At 64.8% G+C, this 21,461-nt stretch carries 19 protein-coding genes; 6 read left to right on the top strand and 13 right to left on the bottom strand.

What is annotated here, in order from left to right; all coding sequences use genetic code 11:
* A complete protein-coding gene (locus tag P5P27_RS03870) occupies positions 1 to 915 on the bottom strand; it encodes a hypothetical protein (RefSeq protein WP_062368028.1) in 915 nt (304 codons plus the stop codon).
* 194 nt (positions 916 to 1,109) lie between these two features.
* On the opposite strand from P5P27_RS03870, the gene P5P27_RS03865 reads away from it, so the two are divergent.
* Positions 1,110 to 1,619 (top strand): DUF4395 domain-containing protein, encoded by a 510-nt coding sequence (locus tag P5P27_RS03865; RefSeq protein ID WP_039867854.1) that lies wholly within the window; start codon positions 1,110 to 1,112, stop codon positions 1,617 to 1,619.
* A 23-nt stretch (positions 1,620 to 1,642) separates the two neighbouring features.
* Here the strand turns inward: P5P27_RS03865 and P5P27_RS03860 are convergent, their stop codons facing one another.
* From P5P27_RS03860 to P5P27_RS03840, 5 genes are all read right to left on the bottom strand, one after another.
* Positions 1,643 to 2,605, bottom strand: a complete 963-nt coding sequence (locus P5P27_RS03860; protein ID WP_222111303.1) for a Ppx/GppA phosphatase family protein — start codon at positions 2,603 to 2,605, stop codon at positions 1,643 to 1,645.
* Positions 2,602 to 3,129 carry a DUF501 domain-containing protein gene (locus P5P27_RS03855; protein WP_006897574.1) on the bottom strand — a complete coding sequence of 176 codons (528 nt, stop codon included), beginning with the start codon at positions 3,127 to 3,129 and terminating at the stop codon, positions 2,602 to 2,604. The genes P5P27_RS03860 and P5P27_RS03855 overlap by 4 nt, the downstream gene beginning before the upstream one ends.
* Complete coding sequence (locus tag P5P27_RS03850; RefSeq protein WP_006897575.1) at positions 3,130 to 3,495, bottom strand: FtsB family cell division protein; 366 nt, start codon at positions 3,493 to 3,495, stop codon at positions 3,130 to 3,132.
* Between the two features lie 355 nt (positions 3,496 to 3,850).
* A complete protein-coding gene (gene eno / locus P5P27_RS03845) occupies positions 3,851 to 5,134 on the bottom strand; it encodes a phosphopyruvate hydratase (RefSeq protein WP_045536925.1) in 1,284 nt (427 codons plus the stop codon).
* A gap of 80 nt (positions 5,135 to 5,214) precedes the next feature.
* Positions 5,215 to 5,979, bottom strand: coding sequence for a lytic transglycosylase domain-containing protein (locus tag P5P27_RS03840; RefSeq protein WP_156150434.1), 765 nt, complete (start codon positions 5,977 to 5,979; stop codon positions 5,215 to 5,217).
* Positions 5,980 to 6,265: 286 nt separating this feature from the next.
* Between P5P27_RS03840 and efeU the strand changes: the two genes are divergently transcribed.
* From efeU to P5P27_RS03815, 5 genes are all read left to right on the top strand, one after another.
* Entirely contained in the window at positions 6,266 to 7,159 is an 894-nt protein-coding gene (gene efeU, locus P5P27_RS03835) for an iron uptake transporter permease EfeU (protein ID WP_278126466.1), read from the top strand.
* Between the two features lie 81 nt (positions 7,160 to 7,240).
* Positions 7,241 to 8,458, top strand: a complete 1,218-nt coding sequence (efeO, locus tag P5P27_RS03830; protein WP_045536930.1) for an iron uptake system protein EfeO — start codon at positions 7,241 to 7,243, stop codon at positions 8,456 to 8,458.
* Between the two features lie 94 nt (positions 8,459 to 8,552).
* Positions 8,553 to 9,854, top strand: a complete 1,302-nt coding sequence (gene efeB, locus P5P27_RS03825; protein ID WP_372452502.1) for an iron uptake transporter deferrochelatase/peroxidase subunit — start codon at positions 8,553 to 8,555, stop codon at positions 9,852 to 9,854.
* Between the two features lie 35 nt (positions 9,855 to 9,889).
* Entirely contained in the window at positions 9,890 to 10,303 is a 414-nt protein-coding gene (locus P5P27_RS03820; protein ID WP_006897581.1) for a TIGR02611 family protein, read from the top strand.
* A 107-nt stretch (positions 10,304 to 10,410) separates the two neighbouring features.
* The gene (locus tag P5P27_RS03815; RefSeq protein ID WP_278126461.1) at positions 10,411 to 11,823 is read left to right on the top strand and encodes a hypothetical protein; all 1,413 of its coding nucleotides are present in this window, start codon (positions 10,411 to 10,413) and stop codon (positions 11,821 to 11,823) included.
* A 150-nt stretch (positions 11,824 to 11,973) separates the two neighbouring features.
* Here the strand turns inward: P5P27_RS03815 and P5P27_RS03810 are convergent, their stop codons facing one another.
* The 7 genes from P5P27_RS03810 to P5P27_RS03780 form a co-directional block, all read right to left on the bottom strand.
* The gene (locus P5P27_RS03810; protein WP_260868612.1) at positions 11,974 to 12,780 is read right to left on the bottom strand and encodes a DUF6339 family protein; all 807 of its coding nucleotides are present in this window, start codon (positions 12,778 to 12,780) and stop codon (positions 11,974 to 11,976) included.
* The gene (locus tag P5P27_RS03805) at positions 12,780 to 13,673 is read right to left on the bottom strand and encodes a hypothetical protein (RefSeq protein ID WP_278126459.1); all 894 of its coding nucleotides are present in this window, start codon (positions 13,671 to 13,673) and stop codon (positions 12,780 to 12,782) included. Before P5P27_RS03805 ends, P5P27_RS03810 begins: the two co-directional genes overlap by 1 nt.
* Positions 13,673 to 15,133: a hypothetical protein gene (locus tag P5P27_RS03800; RefSeq protein ID WP_278126457.1), complete on the bottom strand. Its 1,461-nt coding sequence runs from the start codon at positions 15,131 to 15,133 to the stop codon at positions 13,673 to 13,675. The genes P5P27_RS03805 and P5P27_RS03800 overlap by 1 nt, the downstream gene beginning before the upstream one ends.
* A 373-nt stretch (positions 15,134 to 15,506) precedes the next feature.
* Entirely contained in the window at positions 15,507 to 16,499 is a 993-nt protein-coding gene (locus tag P5P27_RS03795; RefSeq protein ID WP_278127405.1) for a PD-(D/E)XK motif protein, read from the bottom strand.
* Between the two features lie 5 nt (positions 16,500 to 16,504).
* Positions 16,505 to 19,108 carry a Z1 domain-containing protein gene (locus P5P27_RS03790; RefSeq protein WP_278126455.1) on the bottom strand — a complete coding sequence of 868 codons (2,604 nt, stop codon included), beginning with the start codon at positions 19,106 to 19,108 and terminating at the stop codon, positions 16,505 to 16,507.
* 640 nt (positions 19,109 to 19,748) lie between these two features.
* The gene (locus P5P27_RS03785) at positions 19,749 to 20,177 is read right to left on the bottom strand and encodes a very short patch repair endonuclease (RefSeq protein WP_278126453.1); all 429 of its coding nucleotides are present in this window, start codon (positions 20,175 to 20,177) and stop codon (positions 19,749 to 19,751) included.
* Positions 20,071 to 21,393 (bottom strand): DNA cytosine methyltransferase, encoded by a 1,323-nt coding sequence (locus P5P27_RS03780; RefSeq protein WP_278126452.1) that lies wholly within the window; start codon positions 21,391 to 21,393, stop codon positions 20,071 to 20,073. The genes P5P27_RS03785 and P5P27_RS03780 overlap by 107 nt, the downstream gene beginning before the upstream one ends.
* Between the last annotated feature and the right edge of the window lie 68 nt (positions 21,394 to 21,461).

The following is a 21,461-nucleotide window of genomic DNA, read 5'->3' as shown; positions in this document are numbered from 1 at the left end:
TCAGTCGACCGCAGTGCTGAGATCAGTACCGTCACTGCCGTCCTCCGGCGATGTTCCCTCGCCGGTCGACATAAGTACTGATCTTTGCAGCATCGCCCGGTGCTTCGCCGAGCGTGCCCGGTGCCGGTCCCTGGCGGTGACGGCTTTGATGTCGGCGAGGACCGCGTCCCAGCCGTAGAGCACGTCGTCGTAGGTCAGGCGCAGCGTGAGCCACCCGTCCACCAGAGCGCGGCGGTCGCGGCGGCGGTCGTTCGCGTACCCAGTCCGGGTGGCGTGGTGCAACACGCTGTCGCACTCGATCAACAGTCTCCCGATCCGCAGATCCGCCCACCCGACGCCCTCCACATACGGCTGGACCGTCACATCGAACCCCGCCGACCGCAGCCGGACACGGGCGATGCTCTCCGTCCCGGACTGCGCCCGCCGATCAGTCTTCGCTATCCGCCGTTCCACCGTCCGCCCGGCTCCGCGCAGCTCGGATCGGAGATCCGCACGCGTCTTACCCGTGAGATTCAGGTACGAGTCACCGACCGCGATCCATTCCTCGTCGGAGAGGCAGCGTGCGGCGTACGCCAACGCGACGGGAACCGGATCGACAGCCCGCGTCGCCGTCCGCAGTGAGCCACCGAAAGGCCGACAGGCGACGTTGACGCCGGTCAGGTTCGTGCTCCTTCTCAAGTGCAGACCGCCGTGTCCCGGCGGCACCCACAACTCGTGAAAGCGGAGAGCGTCGACGCAGGTGAGCACTCCACCGTCACGGACCGCCGCAGCCGCCCTCTCGTCGTGAGCCGGGAGCGCGAACCACCCAGCCCGCAGACGCACCAGCGATCCCCCGCGTACCGCCCGCCGGATGGCCGCGTCGTCGTATCCGGCGGCGAGAAGACCGCGCCGCGAATGAACTCCCGAATCCCTCATGTGTCTTTGGACGCATGACGCCGCGTACCGGTTCCGGCACTCGCCGTCGTCGAGCCACGACCGCGCCGCAGGCCTTCGGCTCACGGTGAGTCAAAATCTTGGATCCGAAGTCCACCGGCCTTATCGTGAAGCGTCATCGCTTGATTGGAGTACCCGTGACCGACTCAGACGTCTTCACCCAGGTCGATTCGTCGATCGCCGTCGCGGAGACGCCGTCGTGGCACCGCGGTGTGTTCGACTTCCCCAACCCGGTCAACGACTACGCGGCACGCTCCACCGCCGGTCTCGTCATCGCGCTCGCGATCGTGGCCATCGCCGTCGATAAGCCGTGGCTGTACGGGCTCCTGGCCCTCGGTTTCGCCCTGCGGGTCGCGGGCGGCCCGCGGTACTCGCCGTTCGGCAGGCTCGCCGTGCATGTCATCGTGCCGCGCGTTTGGAAACGCACGAAGATGGTTCCCGGACCGCCCAAGCGGTTCGCCCAGACCATCGGCCTGGTCTTCTCCGGCTGCGCGTTCGTACTGTCTGCGGCCGGTTTCGGTCTCGCGGCACAGATCGTCGTCGGGCTGTTGATCGTGGCGGCGGTCCTCGAGTTCGCCTTCGGTCTCTGCCTCGGCTGCATCGGATTCGGACTGCTCCAGCGCGCCGGAATCATTCCGGACAGCGTCTGCGAGGCCTGCAACGACTTCGGCCGCAATCGGGCCTAGAGGCGGGCTTGCGGCCGCCTCCCTCAGCGAGCGGCCAGACCCAACGCGATCCCGTCCAGGATGTCGTGCTCCGAGACCACCATCTCGGTGATGGCGGCACGGTCGGCCAACTGTCGCGCCAGCTCACGGGTCACGAGCGCGCCGCCGCCGATGACGTCGGCACGCCCCGGATGCATCGGTCCGAGCGCCAGCCGCTCCTCGCGTGTCATCGCGACGATGCGTCCGCAGAGGACGTGAAGTTCCGCCAGCGGGATCCGCGAGTGGTGGATCACCTCGGGGTCGTACTCGGTGAGACCGGCGTGAAGAGCCGCGAACGTCGTCAACGTTCCGGCGACCCCCACCCACGTGCGCGCGGGGCCGACATCGACCGCGGCGAACGCCTTTGAGAGTTCCTCCGCCGCGATCGCCGCGGCACGGGCGCGCTCGTCCAGGGTCGGCGGATCGGACGCGAGTGCTCGTTCGGTGAGTCGCACGCAGCCGATGTCGGCGGAGTACGCGCCGGCCACGACCGCCTGCCCTCGCGACACCGAGCCGACGACGACCTCTGTGCTGCCCCCGCCGAGGTCGGTGACCACGAAGGGACCGTCCGCCGGGTCCAGACCGCCGACGGCGCCCCGGAACGACAGCCGTGCCTCCTCGTCACCGGAGATCACTTCGGCCACCGCGCCCTGCTGCACCTTGCCGAGCAGTTCGGCCGTCATCGCGAAGAACTCGTCGCGGTTGCCCGCGTCCCGCGTCGCGGACGTCGCGACCATGCGGACTCGCTCCACCCCGGCCGCGACCATCGCCTCGACGTAACCCGCCAGCGCCGCGCGGGTGCGCTCGATCGCCTCGTCGGCGAACTGGCCGGTCGCGTCGACGCCCTGCCCCAACCGCACCACCAGCATGTCGCGCCGGACGTCGGAGAGCGCTCCGTTCCCGTCGACGTCGGCGATCAGCAGCCGGATCGAGTTGGTGCCGCAGTCGACGGCGGCCACCCGGGTCACGCGCCGGCCTCGTCGGAATCCGGTGCGTGCAACGGCCAGTCGGCGGGCACGGCGATGCCGCGGAGCTTTTCGATGTCGGCGAGCAGTGCGACGGCCTCGTCGCCCAGCGGGTTGACGCCCGGCCCCTTGGCCAGTGAATGCGCCACCAGCACGTGCAGGCACTTCACCCGATCGGGCATGCCGCCGCCGGCGAAGTCGGTGCCGAGCGATTCGATCGCGTCACGCTCGGCGAGGTAGCTCTCGTACGCCGCGCGGTAACCGGCAGCGAGGTCGGCGTCCTCGGCCAGCCGTGAGGTCATCTCGCGCATCACGCCACCCGACTCCAGACGGCTGCAGGCCCCCGTCAACCGCGGGTCGGTCAGATAGTAGAGCGTCGGAAAGGGGGTGCCGTCGGGCAACCGGGGTGCCGTCTTCACGACCGCGGGCTGACCGTCCGGAGTGCGGTAACTGATCTCCAGCACCCCGCGCGGCTCACGTCCCAACTGCTTCGCGACCAGTTGCAGGTCGGCTTCGGTGATGCTCACTTACCCTCGGGTCTCCGGCGGCGTCGACACCGCATCCATCAGATTCTCGTACCACGGCGTGGCTTTGCGTTGACGCTCCGCCGCCTGCTCCGCCTCTTGCTGCTGGCGCGTCGGGTTGATGATGACGATCGGCTTCTCGCCCTTCGGCACGTACTGCAGACGCTGCCGCGCCTGCGCCTCGATGTACGCCGGATCGCTCTGCTGCGCCAGCTTGTCCTTGTACTGCTGGGTCTCCCGCCGCAGCTGCGCATTCGACTCCTGCAGCTGGTTGAACTCGTTGCGCTGGGCGATGTAGGTCCGCACCGGGACGGCGAGCGTCAGCATCAGGAAGATCGCCATGCCGACTGCGATGCCGACTGTCGTCACGCTGACGCCGCGACGCTGCGCGAACAGGACGAGCCGGGACGGCGACGCCGGGAGGTCCCCGGACGCATTGCCGCGAGGACGCTCCGAGGTGCGACGACGGCGAGCGCCGGCATGGGAGGCGCCTACCGACGCGCCGCCGAGATCAGCACGCGGATCGCCGTCACCGGCCGACTCGCGGGGCGCGGTCGGCCGGGGCGGAACAGCAGAGTCGCGAGACCGGGTGCGCCGCTGGTCGGGACGCGATCGACGCGACGAACTCGCCGGCCGATCGGATCGCCCGCGACTGCTGCGCCGGCGGGCGGCGCCACCGCTCCCCCCGCTCCCGGTCTCGCCTTCTGCCATACCTACTAGCTAATCACGCACCGAACGAAAAGCGCGGGAACGCCAGGTCACCGGCGTAGCGCGCGGCGTCGCCGAGGCCCTCTTCGATACGCAGCAACTGGTTGTACTTGGCGACGCGCTCGCTGCGTGCCGGCGCACCGGTCTTGATCTGGCCCGAGCTGCACGCGACCGCCAGATCGGCGATGGTGGTGTCCTCGGTCTCGCCCGATCGGTGGCTCATCATGGTCTTGTAGCCGCTGTTGTGCGCCAGCGCGACCGCGTCGAGAGTCTCGGTGAGCGTGCCGATCTGGTTGACCTTCACCAGGAGTGCGTTGGCGATCCCCTTGCTGATGCCCTCTTCGAGGCGCTCCGGGTTGGTGACGAACAGATCGTCGCCCACCAGCTGCACCTTGTCGCCGATGGACTCGGTGAGCGACGCCCATCCGGTCCAGTCGTCCTCGGCGAGGCCGTCTTCGATGGACACGATCGGGAAGTCGGTGACCAGCTTCTCGTAGAACGCGATCATCTCGTCGGCGGACTGCGCCTTGCCCTGGAACTGGTAGGCACCGTCGCGGTAGAACTCGGTCGACGCCGAGTCGAGCGCGATGACGATGTCGCTGCCGAACTTGTAGCCGGCCTTCTCGACGGCCTCGGCGATCACGCTGATCGCGGCCTCGGTGTTGGGCAGATCCGGAGCGAAGCCGCCCTCGTCGCCCAGCGCGGTGCTCATGCCCTGCTTGTGCAGGACCGACTTGAGCGAGTGGTACACCTCGGCACCCCAGCGGAGCGACTCGGCGAACGTGGCCGCACCCGTCGGCGCGATCATGAACTCCTGGAAGTCGATGCCGTTGTCGGCGTGCGCACCGCCGTTGATGATGTTCATCATCGGGACCGGCAGGATGTGAGCGTTCGGCCCGCCGACGTAGCGGAACAGCGGCAGACCGGCCGACTCGGCCGCGGCCTTGGCGACCGCCAGCGACACGCCGAGCAGAGCGTTGGCGCCGAGGCGCGACTTGTCGGGGGTGCCGTCCAGATCGACGAGGGTCTGGTCGAGGACACGCTGATCGTCGGCCTCGATACCGATGACCTCGGGGGCGATATCGCCCAGGACTGCCTCGACGGCCTTCTTGACGCCCTTGCCGAGGTAGCGGTCGCCACCATCGCGCAGCTCGACGGCCTCGTGCTCACCGGTCGAGGCACCCGAGGGAACCGCTGCCCGCGAGAAGGTGCCGTCGTCCAGGACGACCTCGACCTCGACGGTCGGGTTGCCGCGGGAGTCGAGGATCTCGCGCGCGCCTACCTGCTCGATAATTGCCACTTGTCAGCCCCAATTCGATGTTCGATGTCGTCGGGTCGGCGGAGACGCCGACAGATTCCGAGGTCCAGGATAAACGCAGATCAGTAGCGGATGTTCACGGAGTACGCGTTCGCGTAGTTGCGCACCTTCAACACGTACTCGTCGTGATTGTTATAGGCGTGCACGGCCGCTTCCCAGCCTTCGGGCGTGGTCATGTCGCCGCCCGCGTACACGCAGAGATACCGCGCCGCCGACAGCGCCGCGTCGTCGATGTTGTCCGGGTCGGCCGCGCCGTCGCCATTCGCGTCCACTCCGTAGCGCATCCACGTCTCGGGAATGAACTGGAACGGTCCCATCGCGCGGTCGTAGGTCGTGTCTCCGTCGAGCCGCCCTTTGTCGGTGTCACGGATCACCCGGTTGCCCTTGGTGCCGTCGAGAGCGGGACCGCGGATCTCCGGGCGGACGTCGCCGTTGGGTGCGACGGTGGCGCCCCCGTGCCTGCCGTGCTTGGTCTCCACCGCGGCGATCCCGGCAAGCGTGGTCCAGCCGATCCCGCACTCGGGATGCTGTTGACGCTGGATTTCGGCGGCGTTGCCGTACGCCTCCAGAGCGGTCAGCGGAATGGCCGTCGCATCGGAGATGGGTGTGGCCCACTCACGCATCTTGTCCGCGGTGCGGCCGGGCGAGTTGATGTCGATGTAGGGCTGCTGGGTTCCGACCCCGGGCGGCAGCCCGTCGGGGATGTCCGGACGGTCCCACGGCATCCGGATCCCGCACGACGACAGCGAGACCGCGACGGCGACCGCGATGGGAGCGACCCACCACCGGCGCCGATTGGTCGTCGCCGATCGCACAACTCGGGTCACAGGTCCTCATCTCTCGTCACTGCACTGGATCTCTCGTCACTGCCACTCGATCGCACCGCACCGGCTCGCCGGAACGGCCGGGGTCACGGCGCGCACAAGCCTCGCACACCACCAGACCAACTCCGAAAACGCCGCGGGAGTTCCCGCCGCTGATCCGGTTTACGCATTTCCGGCGTCGATGCAGCTAGACGACGAATCCGATTAGGAGAGGCTCACCCAACGTGGGTTATCCTTACCGGGTTGTCCGGCCAACCTGACCGGCGGCGCACGGCGGAAGGAAAAGACGGTGACGATGCTCATCGCACAGGGCGCCCCCTCGGTGGTGACCCAGATGGTCGGGAGCGGTCTGATCGGTGTGCGCGAGGGCCTGGAAGCCGGGATTGTCGTCATGGTCCTCATCGCTTTCGCGGTGAAGTCCGATCGCCGAGACTCGCTCAAGTGGATCTGGCTCGGCGTCGCCGCGGCGCTCACGATGATGATCGCCACGTTCCTCATCATTCAGTTCGGTTCGTCGACGATCTCCTCTCTGGGCGCCGAACTGCTCGCGGGGATCGCGTCCCTGGTCGCCGTCGCCATCGTCACGTTCATGGTTCTGTGGATGCGCAAAGCCGCCGCACATATATCGGGCGATCTGAAGTCGGGGCTGACCAACGCTCTGGCGGTCGGCGGCGCCGCTGTCTTCGGACTGGCCTTCCTGGCCGTCGGACGCGAGGGCTTCGAGACCGCCCTGCTGATGGTCGGGTATGCCGAGAGCGTCTCCGGCGGGGTATGGCCCCTTGTGGGTCTGTTGCTCGGCATGCTCGTCGCGGTGGTGCTGACGTGGCTGTTGTACAAGGGCGCCATCGCGATCGACTTCGCCAGATTCTTCACCTACACCGGCTACTTCCTGATCGTCGTCGCCGCGGGCATCCTCGCCTACGGTGTCGGTGCGCTTCAGGTGTACGGCTGGCTGCCCGGCCTCGGCGAAATCGCCTTCGACATCTCGTCCTGGTACGACCAGAGCGCCTGGTACGGCGTGATCCTGGCCGGCATCTTCAACTTCCGCCCGGAGCCCACCGTCCTGCAGGTGATCGCCTGGGCCGGATACATCGTCATCGTGGGCGGGCTGTTCTACGCCCGCGGACGGTCGTCGACGCGCAGACCCGAGGCTGCCCCCGCCACGCTGGAAGAGGCCTCATAAGCCGCATCGCCCGGGCGCACTCCCGTCCTCCCCCACCACGCCGACTCCGACTCACCGCGTGGACACCGTGAAAGGAACACCATGGTCAAGCTCTCCCCCGTTCTGCGGAACGTCGTCGTGCTCGGCGCTGTGGCCGCCACGCCGCTGGCATTGGCCGCATGCGAGGCGAAATCGTCCGGCGACGGCGCGGTGACTGTGACCTCGTCCAACGACGGCTGCGAACTGTCGACCACCGATCTGCAGACCGGCACCGCGAACTTCGAGATCAGCAACGCCGGATCCAAGGTCACCGAGTTCTACGTCTACGGCAAGAACAATCGCGTCCTCGCCGAGGTGGAGAACATCGGTCCGGGCCTCAAGGGCAAGCTCAGCGTGGAGTTCAGCGAGCCGGGGACCTACACCGTCGCGTGCAAACCGGGCATGGTCGGAACCGGCATCCGACAGAAGATCGAAGTGACCGGCGAGACCAAGCAGAAGAGCCAGGCTCCGGCCGATGTCGAGGCCGCCAAGCAGCGCTACCTCGAGTACGTCCGCGGCCAGCTCAACGGATTGGTCGCACAGGTGCAGACCTTCACCGGCGACGTCAAGAGCGGCGATCTGGATGCGGCTCGCAACGGCTTCGGCCTGGTCCGCACGTTCTACGAGCGCATCGAGCCGGTCGCCGAGTCGTTCCCCGACCTCGACCCCAAGATCGACATGCGCTGGGACGACACCGAGGACGGCAAGCAGGAGTTCACCGGATTCCACCGCATCGAGCGCTTCCTCTTCCCTCCGAAGGCCGATGAGGTCGGCGAAGCCGAGGGTCAGGTGGCGCCCGCGGACGCCGCCGCCGCGAAGACCGCCGATTCCAAGGCCGCCATCGACAAGGCCGCCGATCAGCTCCTGACCGACGTGACACAACTGCGCGACGAGGTCTCCGCCCCCGGTTTCGAGTTCGAGACGCAGATGTTCGTCCACGGCCCGCAGGCGCTGATCGACGAGATCGCCAAGACCAAGGTGGCCGGCGAGGAGGATCGCTACAGCCACACCGACCTGTGGGACATCGCCGCCAACATCGACGGCTCCGAGACGCTGATCGCGGAACTGCAGCCGATGATCTCGGCGCGCGATCCGAAGCTGATGGACAAGATCACCGCTCAGTTCGCCGACGTCCGGTCGTTCATCGACCAGTTCCGCGAGGGCGACGGCTACGCCTCGTACGACAAGGTGTCGCCGGCACAGCGCAAGGAGTTGTCGGACAAGGTGGACGCCCTCTCGGCGACTCTGTCGCAGGTGCCCGGCCTGGTTCTGCAGAAGTGAGCGGGAATACGAAGTGAGTGACAGCGAAGCGCAGCCGACCGGAGACCCTGAGGCTGGTCGAGTGCCCGATGCGAGCGAAGCGAGCAACGGGCGTATCGAGACCCCCGCACCCGACGCACCCAAGCCCGGTGTGTCCCGCCGCACCGTGCTCGGTGCCGCGGGGGTCGGCATCGCAGCCGGTCTCGCCGGCGGAGCCGCGATCGGCGCGACCGTCGGAGGTCGTGGCGACTCCGAGCCCGACCGCGTCGTCGCATTCCGCGGCGAGAGGCAGGCCGGCATCGTCACCGAGGCTCAGGACCGCCTGCACTTCGCCGCCTTCGACGTCATCACCGACTCGCGTGAAGCGCTGGTCGACATGTTGAAGAAGTGGACTGTCGCGGCCGAGCGGATGACGCGCGGTGAGGAGACCGTTCCCGGCGGTGCCACCGGCATGGGCGAGTATCACCCGCCCGCCGACACCGGCGAGGCACTGGGCCTGTCGCCCGCACACCTCACCCTCACCATCGGCTTCGGCCCCGGACTGTTCGGGCCGAGCGCCTCCGACCCCGGCCGCAAGGACCGGTTCGGCATCGCCGACCGCAAGCCCGCGGCCCTCGCCGACCTGCCGGCGTTCGCGCAGGAGAAGATCGAGCCCTCGCGCTCGTTCGGCGACATCTGCATCCAGGCGTGCGCCGACGATCCGCAGGTCGCGGTCCATGCCGTCCGCAACCTCGCGCGTATCGGCGTCGGCGTCGTCTCCGTCCGGTGGTCGCAGCTCGGTTTCGGTCGCACGTCGTCCACGACCCGCTCGCAGGAGACGCCGCGCAACATGTTCGGTTTCAAGGACGGCACCGCCAACATCCGGGCCGAGGACACCGAGACCCTCGATAAATGGGTGTGGGTGGCTCCCGGCGACAACCCGCCGGCGGCACAGTGGATGACCGGCGGCACCTATCTCGTCGCACGGCGCATCCGGATGGACATCGAACCCTGGGACCGAGCGAATCTGAAGGAGCAGGAGGACATCATCGGCCGGACCAAGCAGTCCGGCGCGCCGCTCAGCGGCGAGGACGAGTTCGACGAGCCCGATTTCCAGATCACCTCATACGGCACGCCGATCATTCCGCTGACCTCCCACGTCCGTCTCGCTCACCCCGACATGAACAACGGTGCGCAGATCCTGCGGCGCGGATACAACTTCACCGACGGCTCGGACGGTTTCGGCCATCTCGACGCGGGACTCTTCTTCGTCGCCTTCAACCGCGACAGCTTCAAGCAGTTCGTGCCGATGCAGCACCAGTTGTCACGCAAGGACGCGATGACCGAATATCTGATACCGAACGGTTCGGCGATCTTCGCCGTCCCGCCGGGGCTGCGTCCCGGTGAATACTGGGGACAACGTCTGTTCGAGAAGTAGCAGCGTCCCCGGACAATCGTAAGGACCTCACCGCCGTGCCCACGACCATGGACCGGATCAGATCACTCGGAACCGCGTACACGCGCGTCCGTCGGACGTCTCGATTCGGCTGGGTGCTGCGGTACCTCACCATCGCGGTCGGCTTTCTGGTCACCGCCGCCGGGGTCATCACGATCCCGTATCCGGGGCCCGGATGGGCCATCGTCTTCCTCGGACTGCTCATTCTGTCGCAGGAACTGGAGTGGGCGGCACGCCTGCGCAAGTGGATCATGTCCAGACTCAACTCGATGTACTCCGATTACATCGACGGCAATCGGCTGGCGCAGTTCGCGCTTGCCGTCGGTACGTGCGCCATCGTCTTGCTGACGCTGTGGGTGACGGGGGCACTCGACTTGGCGCAGGGCTGGGTCGGCCTCGACTACGGCTGGCTCGACTCGCCGCTGGGCTGACGGGTTGAGCTGCCGGGTTGAGCTGCCGGTCGTGTGATCGATCGACGCCTCGCCCGGCCGGGGCGACTTCGATCATCGGTGGCCGTCCCGGGTGCGAGGATCGACGGGTGAACGAGACCTCACCCGCCGCCGGCCGATCGACCTCCAGGCTCCGCGCCGTGGTCAGCGCACTCATGATCGTCGTCGCCCTGATCCTCGCGCCCGTCGCCTCCGTCGGGACATGGGTACGCCTGCAGCTCGTCGACAGCGACCAGTTCGTCGCGACCTTCGCCCCGCTAGCGGACGATCCGGCGGTCCAGAACTTCGTCGCCGACCAGATCACCGATCAGATCAACCAGCAGGTCGATTTCGAGCAGATCATCGGTCAGGCCTTCGACGGAATCTCCGAGTCCGGACTTCCGCCGCGGGCCACTGCTGCCATCTCGTCTCTCCGGGGGCCCGCCGTCGCCGGCATCCAGTCGCTCGTCGCGTCGACGGCGCAGCGGCTGGTGGCCTCCGATCAGTTCGCCGATCTCTGGGCGCAGAGTCTGCGCGTCACCCACAGGCAGGCGACGGCGCTGCTCAAGGATCAGCCCGACGCGGCGCTGGCGCTCTCCGACAGCGGCACCCTGAGCCTGCAGCTCGCCCCGCTGGTCGACGCGGTGAAGCAGCGTCTATCCGCCCGCGGCCTCGACTTCGTGAACCGGATCCCGGTGACGAACCGATCAGTCACGATCCTCCACTCGGACTCGTTGGGTCTGGCGCGCGTCTCGTACCGGGTGGCCGTGATCGGCGGACTCTGGCTGTCGTGGGTGGCGGTCGGACTGCTCGTCGGCGGGATCCTGATAGCCAACCGCCGGCGACGGGCGACGGTCGCGTCGTCGTTGGCTGCGGCCGTGATCTTCGCGCTGATGTCGATCGGCGTCTGGATCGGTGGAAATGTCTTCGTCTTCTCGATGAGCCCGAATCCGTTGCCGAGCGCTGTCGCGCACGCGGTCTTCGACCAGGTGACCGCGATGATGGCGTCGACGCTGCGGGCCCTCACTTTCCTCGGACTGCTGATCGGGGTGGTCGGCTGGTTCGCCGGCCCGGCGCGGCCCGCCCGCGCCGTGCGGTCGGTCCTCGACTCGGGCTTCACCGGTCTGCGTGGCGCGCTGGACCGCGCCGGCGGCGACACCCGTGGCTTCGGCCGAGCCGTCGACAAGTACCGCGCCGTGATCTACTGGATCGCCCTCGCACTCGGCATGGCCGCCTTGTTCGCCTCGCGGCCGGTGACGTTCACCGCGATGGCCTGGCTGGTAGTCGCGCTGGTCGTCGTGGCCGTGGGTGTCGAGGTGGTCCGGAGACCGGAGGTGGGTGAGGGCGGCGTCACAAAGTCACGGCGCACCTCCGACGAGTGCCAGAGACCCGTGACTGAACAGTCGGACAGGACTTCTGACGCCCCTGCCGGGACCGACTCGGAAGAGGCCGATGCCGATCTCGAATCCGGGGACACCGACGCGGTGGAGGAGACTGTCGACATCTCCCAAGAGGGTGGGTAGCTCTGGTTCGCAGCCGCGTGCTGACCCGTGTCCTGGGCTCCTAGACTTCGCCGCATAATCGAACGGGTGTCAACCGGCCCAGGCGGGCTTACCGGCGTATGACATTTGCGGTGTCATGGGGCGGTAGGTGCGCAGTGTTGAAACTCGCGGCTAAGATCGATCCAGCCCAAGTGACGGCGACCGCGCTGCTTCCAGTTCCCTCAGCGAATCGCTCAACAAGTCAGAAACCCAAGCCTCTAGCTCGTCTTCTCCGAGGAGCGAGTCGTCGATGAATGCCATCTCACGGAGCAGTCGTTGAGTGCTGTCTCGGATCAGCACTCGACGTTCGACTGACACATTCGGGATCAAAGCCAGGTACTGCTCAGCGAATTTCGACACGAGCTGCGGATTCGAACCAATGGTGTTGGCCCGCTCCGTCAGCTGGTTGAAGTCAGACTCCAGGAGCTCATCGATCGCTGTCGGTGCGCTCGACAGTTGCACGGCTCGCCACCACTGGCGAGCCCATGTATGGCGCGTGAAATCAGACGCGACCCAGCGCTCCGGATTCCACCGCCCTTGGGGGCGGGACCACTTCCAGCGCCAATGGGTAACGTCGGGTAGCAGGGCCAGGGCACACCAGGACCAGACTTCCCGCGAACCCGCTTCCGACCAGTTCATGGGCATCAGAATCGGGATGGACCGGAATACATCGGCGTCGAACTGTGCTCGGGCGGCGTCGCCGGGGTCATGATCCTGGTCGTATCCGTGTCGGACGTTGAACCCGTAGTTCGTTGCCGCATTGACCATCGCGTCACGCAACGCTTCGATCTCTCGCTTGCCTGCACGTTGTCCAATGCTGCTGAACGCGTAATTGTCAGTGGTCAGGTCTTTCGGCGGTCCCTCGATGTCGCCTAGTAGCGGAACCAGGGCTTCGGCCTTGGAACGGTCCAGTCTCGGCCAGATCAGGGCGTCTCGCATCAGAACATCCTTCCGACCGCCAAGCCGCGCGCCAGCCCCTGGAACAGGGATCGACGACGCCCGATCTGTGAGGGTTCGGTGATGTCGCCGACGTCGAGATCTCCGGTCTGCTCGACTAGTCCTGACAACACGCTCCCTACAGTCCCCTCTTCGAAACCACCGACTGTCAGGTCGCCTTGCGCCTTCATCGCGTAGGCGAGCTCCAGCACTGCCTCCATGACCCCCGAGCTGAGTTGATCGAGCAACGACTGTTGCTGCTTAGTCGGCTTGTCCGACTCGATCGCTTTGATCAACGCCTTGTCTTGCTCATTCACGAAGACCTGGAACTTCGAACTGAAATTGGCATCCAGTGCTGTGGACATCTCGACATGCCACGAAGCCCTCCGGTCGTAGGGGAGCATGTCGAAGTCCACCACTGCCATAGGAAACATCGAGCCCTCGCCTTCGAGGACAACCGTTACGACATCGCTGACGAGGACGGATCCACGACGGTGGGGCGCTCCGGGTGCGGACTCGGCGACGTCAGCGGCGAGGACGACCGCCGTCGTGATCCTCACGGTTCCGCCGACTTCAGCGCCCGAAAGTGACACTGCGATCTCTTTACGAGACGCGTCCAGCACTGTTGAGAACACGCGTCTGCGGATCTTCGAGCTGTCACTCATCCAGCTCACAACGAGGCCCAAGGACGCATCGCCTGGAAGATTGCATTGAGCACGAACCGAATCCAGTTCGATCGTCACCCCTCGAGAGATCCTCAGGTCCGTTCCCGTCACCCAGTCGTCGACCGAACCTCCGAGCGGTTTCGTGTCACCACTCTGCTCAAGCATCCACGGCTGAAAGGTGATCGCTTCGGGCTCTGGAACCAGGTACGGCGGATTCAACCCTTTCGCCATCAGCAATTCCCTTCCGCGACTGTGAGTCGGACCGCCACGTTGTCGAGGAATCGTGCGCGCGCGGTCCACCGGCCAGTCCTGTTGGTACGCAACACTGGCCCGTCGACGCGATCGGTCGGGTCGCCGTCGAAATACCAATACAGGACTTCGACGCTTTCGGCACCGGCCGGCGCATCGTAAGGGTTCTCCCTTCTGCCCGTAGCGAGGATCACCGATGCCTCCGCAGCCAGTACCAGCGTCTCGATGTCCGCGACGACATCGACTGAGGTCTCGATGTACGGTGTGTCCCCATCGACGACGACTCGAGAGGTTTCGACGACCTCAAAGGACTTCGGCATCTTGCCGGAGCCGCTCTTCTTAGACTTCGCACCGACGAGAGGTCTCGCTCTGCCTGTCGGACGTGTACCCGTCGCGTTCGCGACGATGGCTCCCAACGACGTCGACAGCCGTCCCAGCCCCTGCACTGCTTTCGACGTGGTGCCACTTTTCGCGGCGACCTGAGTCTGGCATTGGTCCGCCAGCCACGTACGCGAACGCTGCACGATCCCTTTGGCAGCCCCGACCAGCGCGGCTGTCTCCCAAGCGTCGTGCGTCGGGGGTTCGGCCTGTGCGAAGAACTCGTCTACCGACTCCGTCGTGACAAACGCACCAACGTAACCGATCGCAGTATTCGGCATCGGCTCACCCGCGAAGTAGTCGACGATGAGTTCCGTCTGTCTCATCCGTGCCACATGCCGGTACGGCGCTTCGATCGGAGCTGTCGGCTGCAGACTCTCCCACACCGGCTGCGGCCCAGAGAACATGCTCGGCATTGTCGATTCGATCGACAAATGACCCAGGAAGCCGAACTTCCGTTGGTGGGTCGTCATGGTGAAAGCGGTTCCGTCATTCGCCCACACACCTTGTAGCGAACTCTCAAAGTCGGAGAATACTGGAAGATCTGCCAACGGTGGAAAGTCCAGCTCTACGCCGTCCAGATCGATCGAGAAGTCGATACCTGCACCATCTGGGCGATGAGCCATCTTGGGCCAGAGGTACCAGTACAGGTGAGCTCGAAGGCGATCGGCGAGTACGCGGTGGTCGCCAGCGACGTCGTCGAGTTCCAGATTCGGAAGCACCACGGTGACGTCCGTCCCGGTTCGTTCATCAGCGAAGCCCGGCAGTCCTAGCCGATCCGCGATGGTCGCGGCTCGTTCGCCGATGACCGGATCGGGAATCTCGTCGTGGATCTCGCCCCACCAGTGGCGACCAGTGAGTCTCCGGCCCTCGCTGTCTGTTTCGGTGCCGCCCAGTGCCGCACCCATGAGGCGACGACTCAGACCGTCATCCTCATTGTTCAGCGTGTCAACGACGATCGCGCCAGCCCTGCTGACTCGATAGAAGATGCCCTTGCCGAACCCGTACGTCCCGCCACCGAGCGGCGTATCCCGCGGCTCACCGAAGTTTCGGATGAACTGCACGAAGTCCGAATCCTGTCCAGGCCGAGGGATCTCATCTGAACGTAGCGGTCCCCCGAGCCCACTCGTCCCCCTATCTGAGACCGTCAACACCCAGGAATTCGAGTCCAACCGGGCCAGTCGACCTCGGTCCTCCCTGGAATCACTTGTCGATCCGATGAGCTCACGCCATGCGACAGCATGGGTTCCCAAACGTCGAAGCGTGATCCTAAAGGAGATCCGGTTCCCGATACGAGCGTCCCAGCTATTCTGTGCCGCCTCGCGGACGAGGACTGCGAACTCCGGGAGGCTCGGCCGGCCGAGCGCTTTCTTGATGCCTTCCGCAGTGCCCCCTCCCTCGGGCGGGAAAGGCTGCGACCACCATCTGACTGTCGGATCACTCATCCCCTGCCCTCACGATCTCGCTCACCGCGCCAACCGACATCGATGCACGGAGCACCGCCAGATCGAGGTCGTAACCGACTCCGCAGACCGCGCTCTGGGCGGCCGGAGTCAAGTCCGAGAAGGCTATACGAGGGAAACCCTCACCCACTTCCGCCGTGCGCGTCTCCACGACTTCGAACCGAGTCGGGTCCGGATCGGTGTCGAACACTCCGATCGACGCGGCACGTTCACGGAGCTCCGACGTACTGCCGGCGACTGCGAATATCTCGCTCAGCAGTTCTGCCACAGTCTTTCCGGACGGCCGCTCGACAACTTTCCGCACCACCAGAAGCAACGGCTTGCCGTTCACACGTTCGAGTTGCTCGAACCCGTGAACGGTGACCGTCGCAGAGTCCTCGCCGATGGACTTGACCTCGATCGATACCGACGGCAGCTCGAAATCATGCGGATCCTGATGTGGTCCGGTCCACCATTCCGGCTGAAATCCCGGTGCGTTCTCCACAACCTCCTGCAGAACCGACAGCTCACCGAACACCGCCACTCGTTGTTGGTAGGTCAAGGCACGCAGGTCTGCGAGCTTCGCGAATAGGCGTCGCCACGCGGCCACCGCGGCAGCCGCCGCAGCTGCTGGGTCCTTCGACTCGTGGATAGCCTCGACAACGTCGAGTACAACCTTGTCGAACTGCCCGTTCAATGATTCGACCTGACAGTGGATGTCCAGATAGCTGCCGTCGACGGACTCACCTCGAGCGTTGTCGAAATGGAACTCACGGACCGACACTGCCAGCGGACTATGAGGGTTTGTCGGAAGATCGCCAGATCCCTTCGGTACCAGTAGGTGGTGCTCGCCGTTTCGGTCAACCGCAAGGACGAGCGTCCGAGCACCTGCTCGAACGGGAAGGCTCTTCGACCTCCACCCTGCACCGAACTCGTCGCCCGCCTCCGCGATCTCCCGCCAGGTCTCGTCGAGATACTGCGCCGCCATCTCTGTCATACGTCCTCTCCGTGCATCTCATCATGCGTGTCGATCTCCTCTGCATGATCCGGAAGTTCAACCGCGATGTGCGTCGACTGCACAGAATCTCTCTCACTTTTCGAATAAGTGGTCTTCGGAAATACAAGTGCCAGCCCGACGAGCGGACCTGCAGCATTCATCTTCTCGCGAACCTGCTTGCTGCGTTCGGACGCCGGCTCGCTGTTCTGATCGATCGGGTACAGGACCAAGAGCCCCCGCGAACTCGTCTCGTGGCGGGCCATACGCTCGAGTTTGAGTTGAGCCTCCGTCCTGTCTCTGGCAGTTGCCGCCGAGATGTCTTCGATGTCGACGACGAGGTCTTCCTTGCTCATGAGGGTCTTGATGTCGGCGAGCGCGCCTCCGTCGCGGTAGGGAGCACGAACGACAGAGGTCAGTTCGATGCCGCCGATCGAACACGCACTACCGGTACCCGACATCAGAGCGACGTTCCACGACGTGAGCTGCGCATCGTCGAGTGCATTCTGCTGATCGATGTACCGCAGGATCATTCCGGTGTCCATGTCCGATTGATCCGGCAGGATCTGGAACGACTCGAGGAAGTTGCGCACGATGCTCACGCTGACGCCCTTGAACAGCTTGCCGCCGTTGTGGAGATCGACTGCACGCACACGTCGCTGAGCCTGCGATAGCAGTTGGTCCGCGGCCGCCCAGTTCGTCGACAGCCAGTCTTCGTCGTTACGCAGAAAGAACCGAGTCTGCAATCGAGCGCCGGCGTACGAGATCCGCTGCGGTTTAGCGGCGCCCATCTTCGCGGTTACTCGCAAGGTCGGATGCGTTCTGATCTTGACGGCCGCCTCGGACGGCGTCACACCTTGCAGTTCGTAGACTTCCATGTCCTGGCGCATCTCGTGCTCGACCAGCGCCAGATGACGGAACGCGTGCTGCAACCCCTTCGTCATCCAGATCCGCGGTAGTTCCTCGTATCCCGTACGGAAACCGAACCAGCGCCCCATCTGCAACAACGTGTCGTATGTATTCGTTGGCCGAATGAACACGCTCGATACGAGGCCTTCCAGTGTGATACCTCGCGACAAGGTGTTGCCACCGATCGCGATGACGGTGTTCGTCTGTCCGTCCTCGTAGTGCAGACGATCCTCACTCCGGTAGTTATCGACGATCACGCGCGTCTCGCCGACGACTGATGCCACCCGCTCGAGAACAGCATTGAAGGGCACCGCCTCCCGCTCCCAATCCTCCGCAGGCACCCGGGAAGTCTCGTCGATCCATTGATGGCGAAGCTCTTCGATCACCTCTTGTTGTGAGTGCTCGACCGACCACTTCAGCGAATCCAGTTCCTTCTTAATCACCGGCTTGTACTCGTCGTGGACCTGTGTCTGGAACGAAGTATGAATCAGCATGGAACTGTCGCCGAAGTCCTGACGTCGGCGCCGCGCCGCAGTCGCCATCACGAACCAACGGATCGCGGCCCGAAGCTCGGCTGTCACCGTCGGAGTGAATCCGTCGACGTCCTTCTTCGAGATCGGACGAAGCTTGAACTCATCCTCGTCAGGAATCGTGCGGATCATGTCGTATCCGTCGATGTTCTCGTCCTCGAGGCCAGGTACATCACGTCCGAACAGCATTTCGGGTCCGAAGTAGCCTTCGGGCTTCGGCAGCGGGTAGATGAAGTCACGCGGATAGAGGTCAGACGCGTCGGTGGGATCGATGAACACATTCGCAAACGGCGTCGCCGTATAACCGATGTAGGCACCGCGGGGAAGGAGAGCGAGAATGTCCCGTATCAACGGGTTGATGGTCCCCGACTCCACTGAGGCCTGGTCTGCCTCATCGTCTATGACCAGCACCTGGGCCGTCTTCAGCGCCTTCTGCGCCGTCGGCTTCTCGAGCCATTTCTTCAGCTTTCGGAGGATCACCGCGTTCTTCTTCACAACGAGGAGCGAAGTCTTGCCTTCAGCCGTTAAATACGTGACCGCATCGTGTTTCGCAGGCCCCTTATTGGAGTCGTCGCCGATCTTCGTCAGGTCGAAATCACTGTGTTTCCCGGTGATCGAGAACCAGCGACCGGGAATGCCGCTGACCAGGTCGTCGTCCAATCGCAACTGAGTCTGCTGACGGAGTGCGTTGTGGATCCCGGCGAGAACGATCACCATCCGGTAGCGGCGATCCGCAAGCTTCGCCGCGACGGCAGTGAAATTGGTCGTTTTACCGCTCTGAACGAAGCCGACGACCAGGCCACGCGCAGACTTGCGCTCGCCCGAGGGATTCGGAGTGAGGCGAACGATCGTGTCAGACGCCGAGTTCAGCGACGGAATCAGCGCGGCACGCCCTTTGTCCTCCAGCTTCTGGCGGAACTGACCCCAACACGCATCGGAGTCCAGTGCCCCCTGGTACCAGGACTCCTCATGCCTCGGCTTGATGACAGGTCCGCCCGTCATCACAGCACCGACATTCGAATTGAACCGGGCTACCAGAATGTCAACGGTCTCTTCGTCAGCCATGCCTCCGCTCAAGAAGGTCTCCGCAGCAGCGTTCGGACCGCCCTGCAGCATTGCCCAGTCCGCGAAGACTCGATACAGCTTCTCCAGATCCCGTGCCACGATTCCCTCCCGATGTCGACACACCGACGGCCCACGCCTCGGTGACGGTTGTCTGACCGCACATCTGGACTATACGGATGAGGTCGGACATTTCGACGGGAGCGTGGGATGTCGCGCACAGGGCTCAGCACGATTGGAATCCGGTGACATCGGACAAACGAACAGAAGCCCCTCGGGCCACCTGCCAGTTTGTCGCTGCTAGTGGTAGCGGTAGTTCGAGCAGATTGCGCCAACCCGTTTGAGACTGCTCGAGTGCAGCATGCGCCGCCCGGTGCGGCGCACGACCACGGCGTACTGAGAAACCTCCAAAGCAGTATCAGCCGGCCCGACCAGTACGGACGGAGTGCGCGGCAGTACCCGCTACGACCATCGTCACGTGCTCCGCGTCGGCGACCCTGACTGCGACGAATCCAAGTCCACTGCTCACCACCTGTCTGTACGAGTGCACCACGCTGACGCACCGATCTGTTCTGCCGGGGAGGTACGACATCGACGGCCACGAGGATCGATAATCACGTGCGCGGAGTCACCGATCTCGAGCGCGGTGCCCGAAACCACAGTGCGCGACTATACCGACTCAGTCCGACACCTCGGTCGAGCGCGACATAACGAACGCGCCCAATCGTCGTGTGTCAGAGGATCACTCGTCCCGGTCGCCTCGCGGCCGAACGACCCGCACAACACGTTCCGCTGCATCTTCGACGTCCTCGTGCTCCCACACCCGCAGGACTGTCCATCCGGCATCGATCAGCAGGCGGTCAGTATCTCGATCCCGCGTCTGATTCGCCTCCACCTTGGCCGCCCAGTACTCGGCGTTCGTCTTGGCGACAGTGAAGTGCTCAGGGCAACCGTGCCAGAAGCAGCCGTCGACGAAGACTGCGATCTTCTTTCGCGGGAAGGTGATGTCGGCGCGCCTGCGAACCCCTTTGATCGGCGCTCGGTCGACGAAGTAGCGCAACCCCCTACGATGCAGCTCCGACCTCAGCCGGAGCTCCGGCCCTGTGTCCCGGCTCCGATTCGACTTCATCGATCGTCGGACTGCCTCCGACGACGCCCATGATTCCGTCATCCTCAGATCGTCTCACTCGCTTCGGGCACTTCACGACCTTCGTGATCGATTCCCCGAACACCTCGGTCCTGGCGATGGTGGCCCGGATCTGGAGAGCGCGATCGTCGTCAGGTCCGACCCATGTGTCGGCTCTGCATTCGAAGAAGTCATCGTCGAGGTTCACGTCGATCCCCAACAACCAACCCAACACGTGTGCACCGAGCCGTGGGGGGATCGCGTTTCCGATCTGCTGCGAGATATCACGGCCTTCCCAGGGGTAGTCTCCTGGGAATGTCTGCAACCGGCCCGCCTCCGATGGCCCGAATCTGCGCACTTCGTTCGCTCCATCGATGAGAACCCTGTTCCGCGAGACCTTTCCGGTCACAGTGAACGCTGGGCGGTCGTACCGCCGCTTGCACCGGTTCTTCGGATCGCCTCCAGTTCCGTAATTGGAGACGACGGTGAACGGCTCATCCCAACCAAGGGCTTGCGCCATGCTGATCCACTGCGGTCGACCCGCTGAGAAATCAAGCGCCGGCTCTGCATCGAGCGCAGTGCCCACGTACCTCTGGTGGGTAGGAGCCGGCATCGTCACTTCACTGCTGTGCACATTCCATCGGGCTGCGAGAACAGCGCGCCTGCGAGTCTGCGGAACTCCGTACTCTTCCGCGCGGAGGATCCGCACGTCCACGCCGTACCCCTTGTTTTCGAGAACGACCTTCATCGCGTCCCACACGGGCTTCACCGCTGGGACTTGCTCCAGCATGATTGCTTGGTACGGTCGGCCGGCTTCCAGGGCTGCGAGCGCCCAGATCAATGGCTGAAGAACTAGCCCGGTGCGGGCGTCCGAGTCCGGCTCAGCTTCGATTCGCTGCAGTTGCTCCGAGACTTCAGCCGTCTTTCCCGCCCCGAGCATGTTTACGAGTGCGACGACACGCGTGAGTGCGCGGCGACCATGACCGTTTCCCGCAACTGTGTACGTCTGACACGGAGGGCCACCGGTCAACACGTTGACAGAATCGGTGAAATCCTCTGGCCGCCAACGGGTTACGTCGCCGAGGATTGAGCTCAGCCCGGCGGCTTCTCGCGTCGCGACCGCGTTCTCGTCGAACTCGATACCGATCGAGGGCACATCGAGCCAGTGCGCGGCCACATCGAGCCCACCCGGACCGGCGAACAGATCCACGATCATCGGCGAGTCCACCGGAGGCAACGAACCAGCCTTCTGATCGATCATTCTGTGAAGATTAGGCTCTCCCTGCCGAGCAACCAATTCGTCCTGGTCCCCCGGCGCGCCGGCATCAG

The organism is Gordonia sihwensis (assembly GCF_029632925.1).
Taxonomy (GTDB): Bacteria; Actinomycetota; Actinomycetes; order Mycobacteriales; family Mycobacteriaceae; genus Gordonia; species Gordonia sihwensis.
The sequence above is the reverse complement of the archived record's forward strand: the minus strand, read 5'-3'. Positions and strand labels throughout refer to the sequence as shown.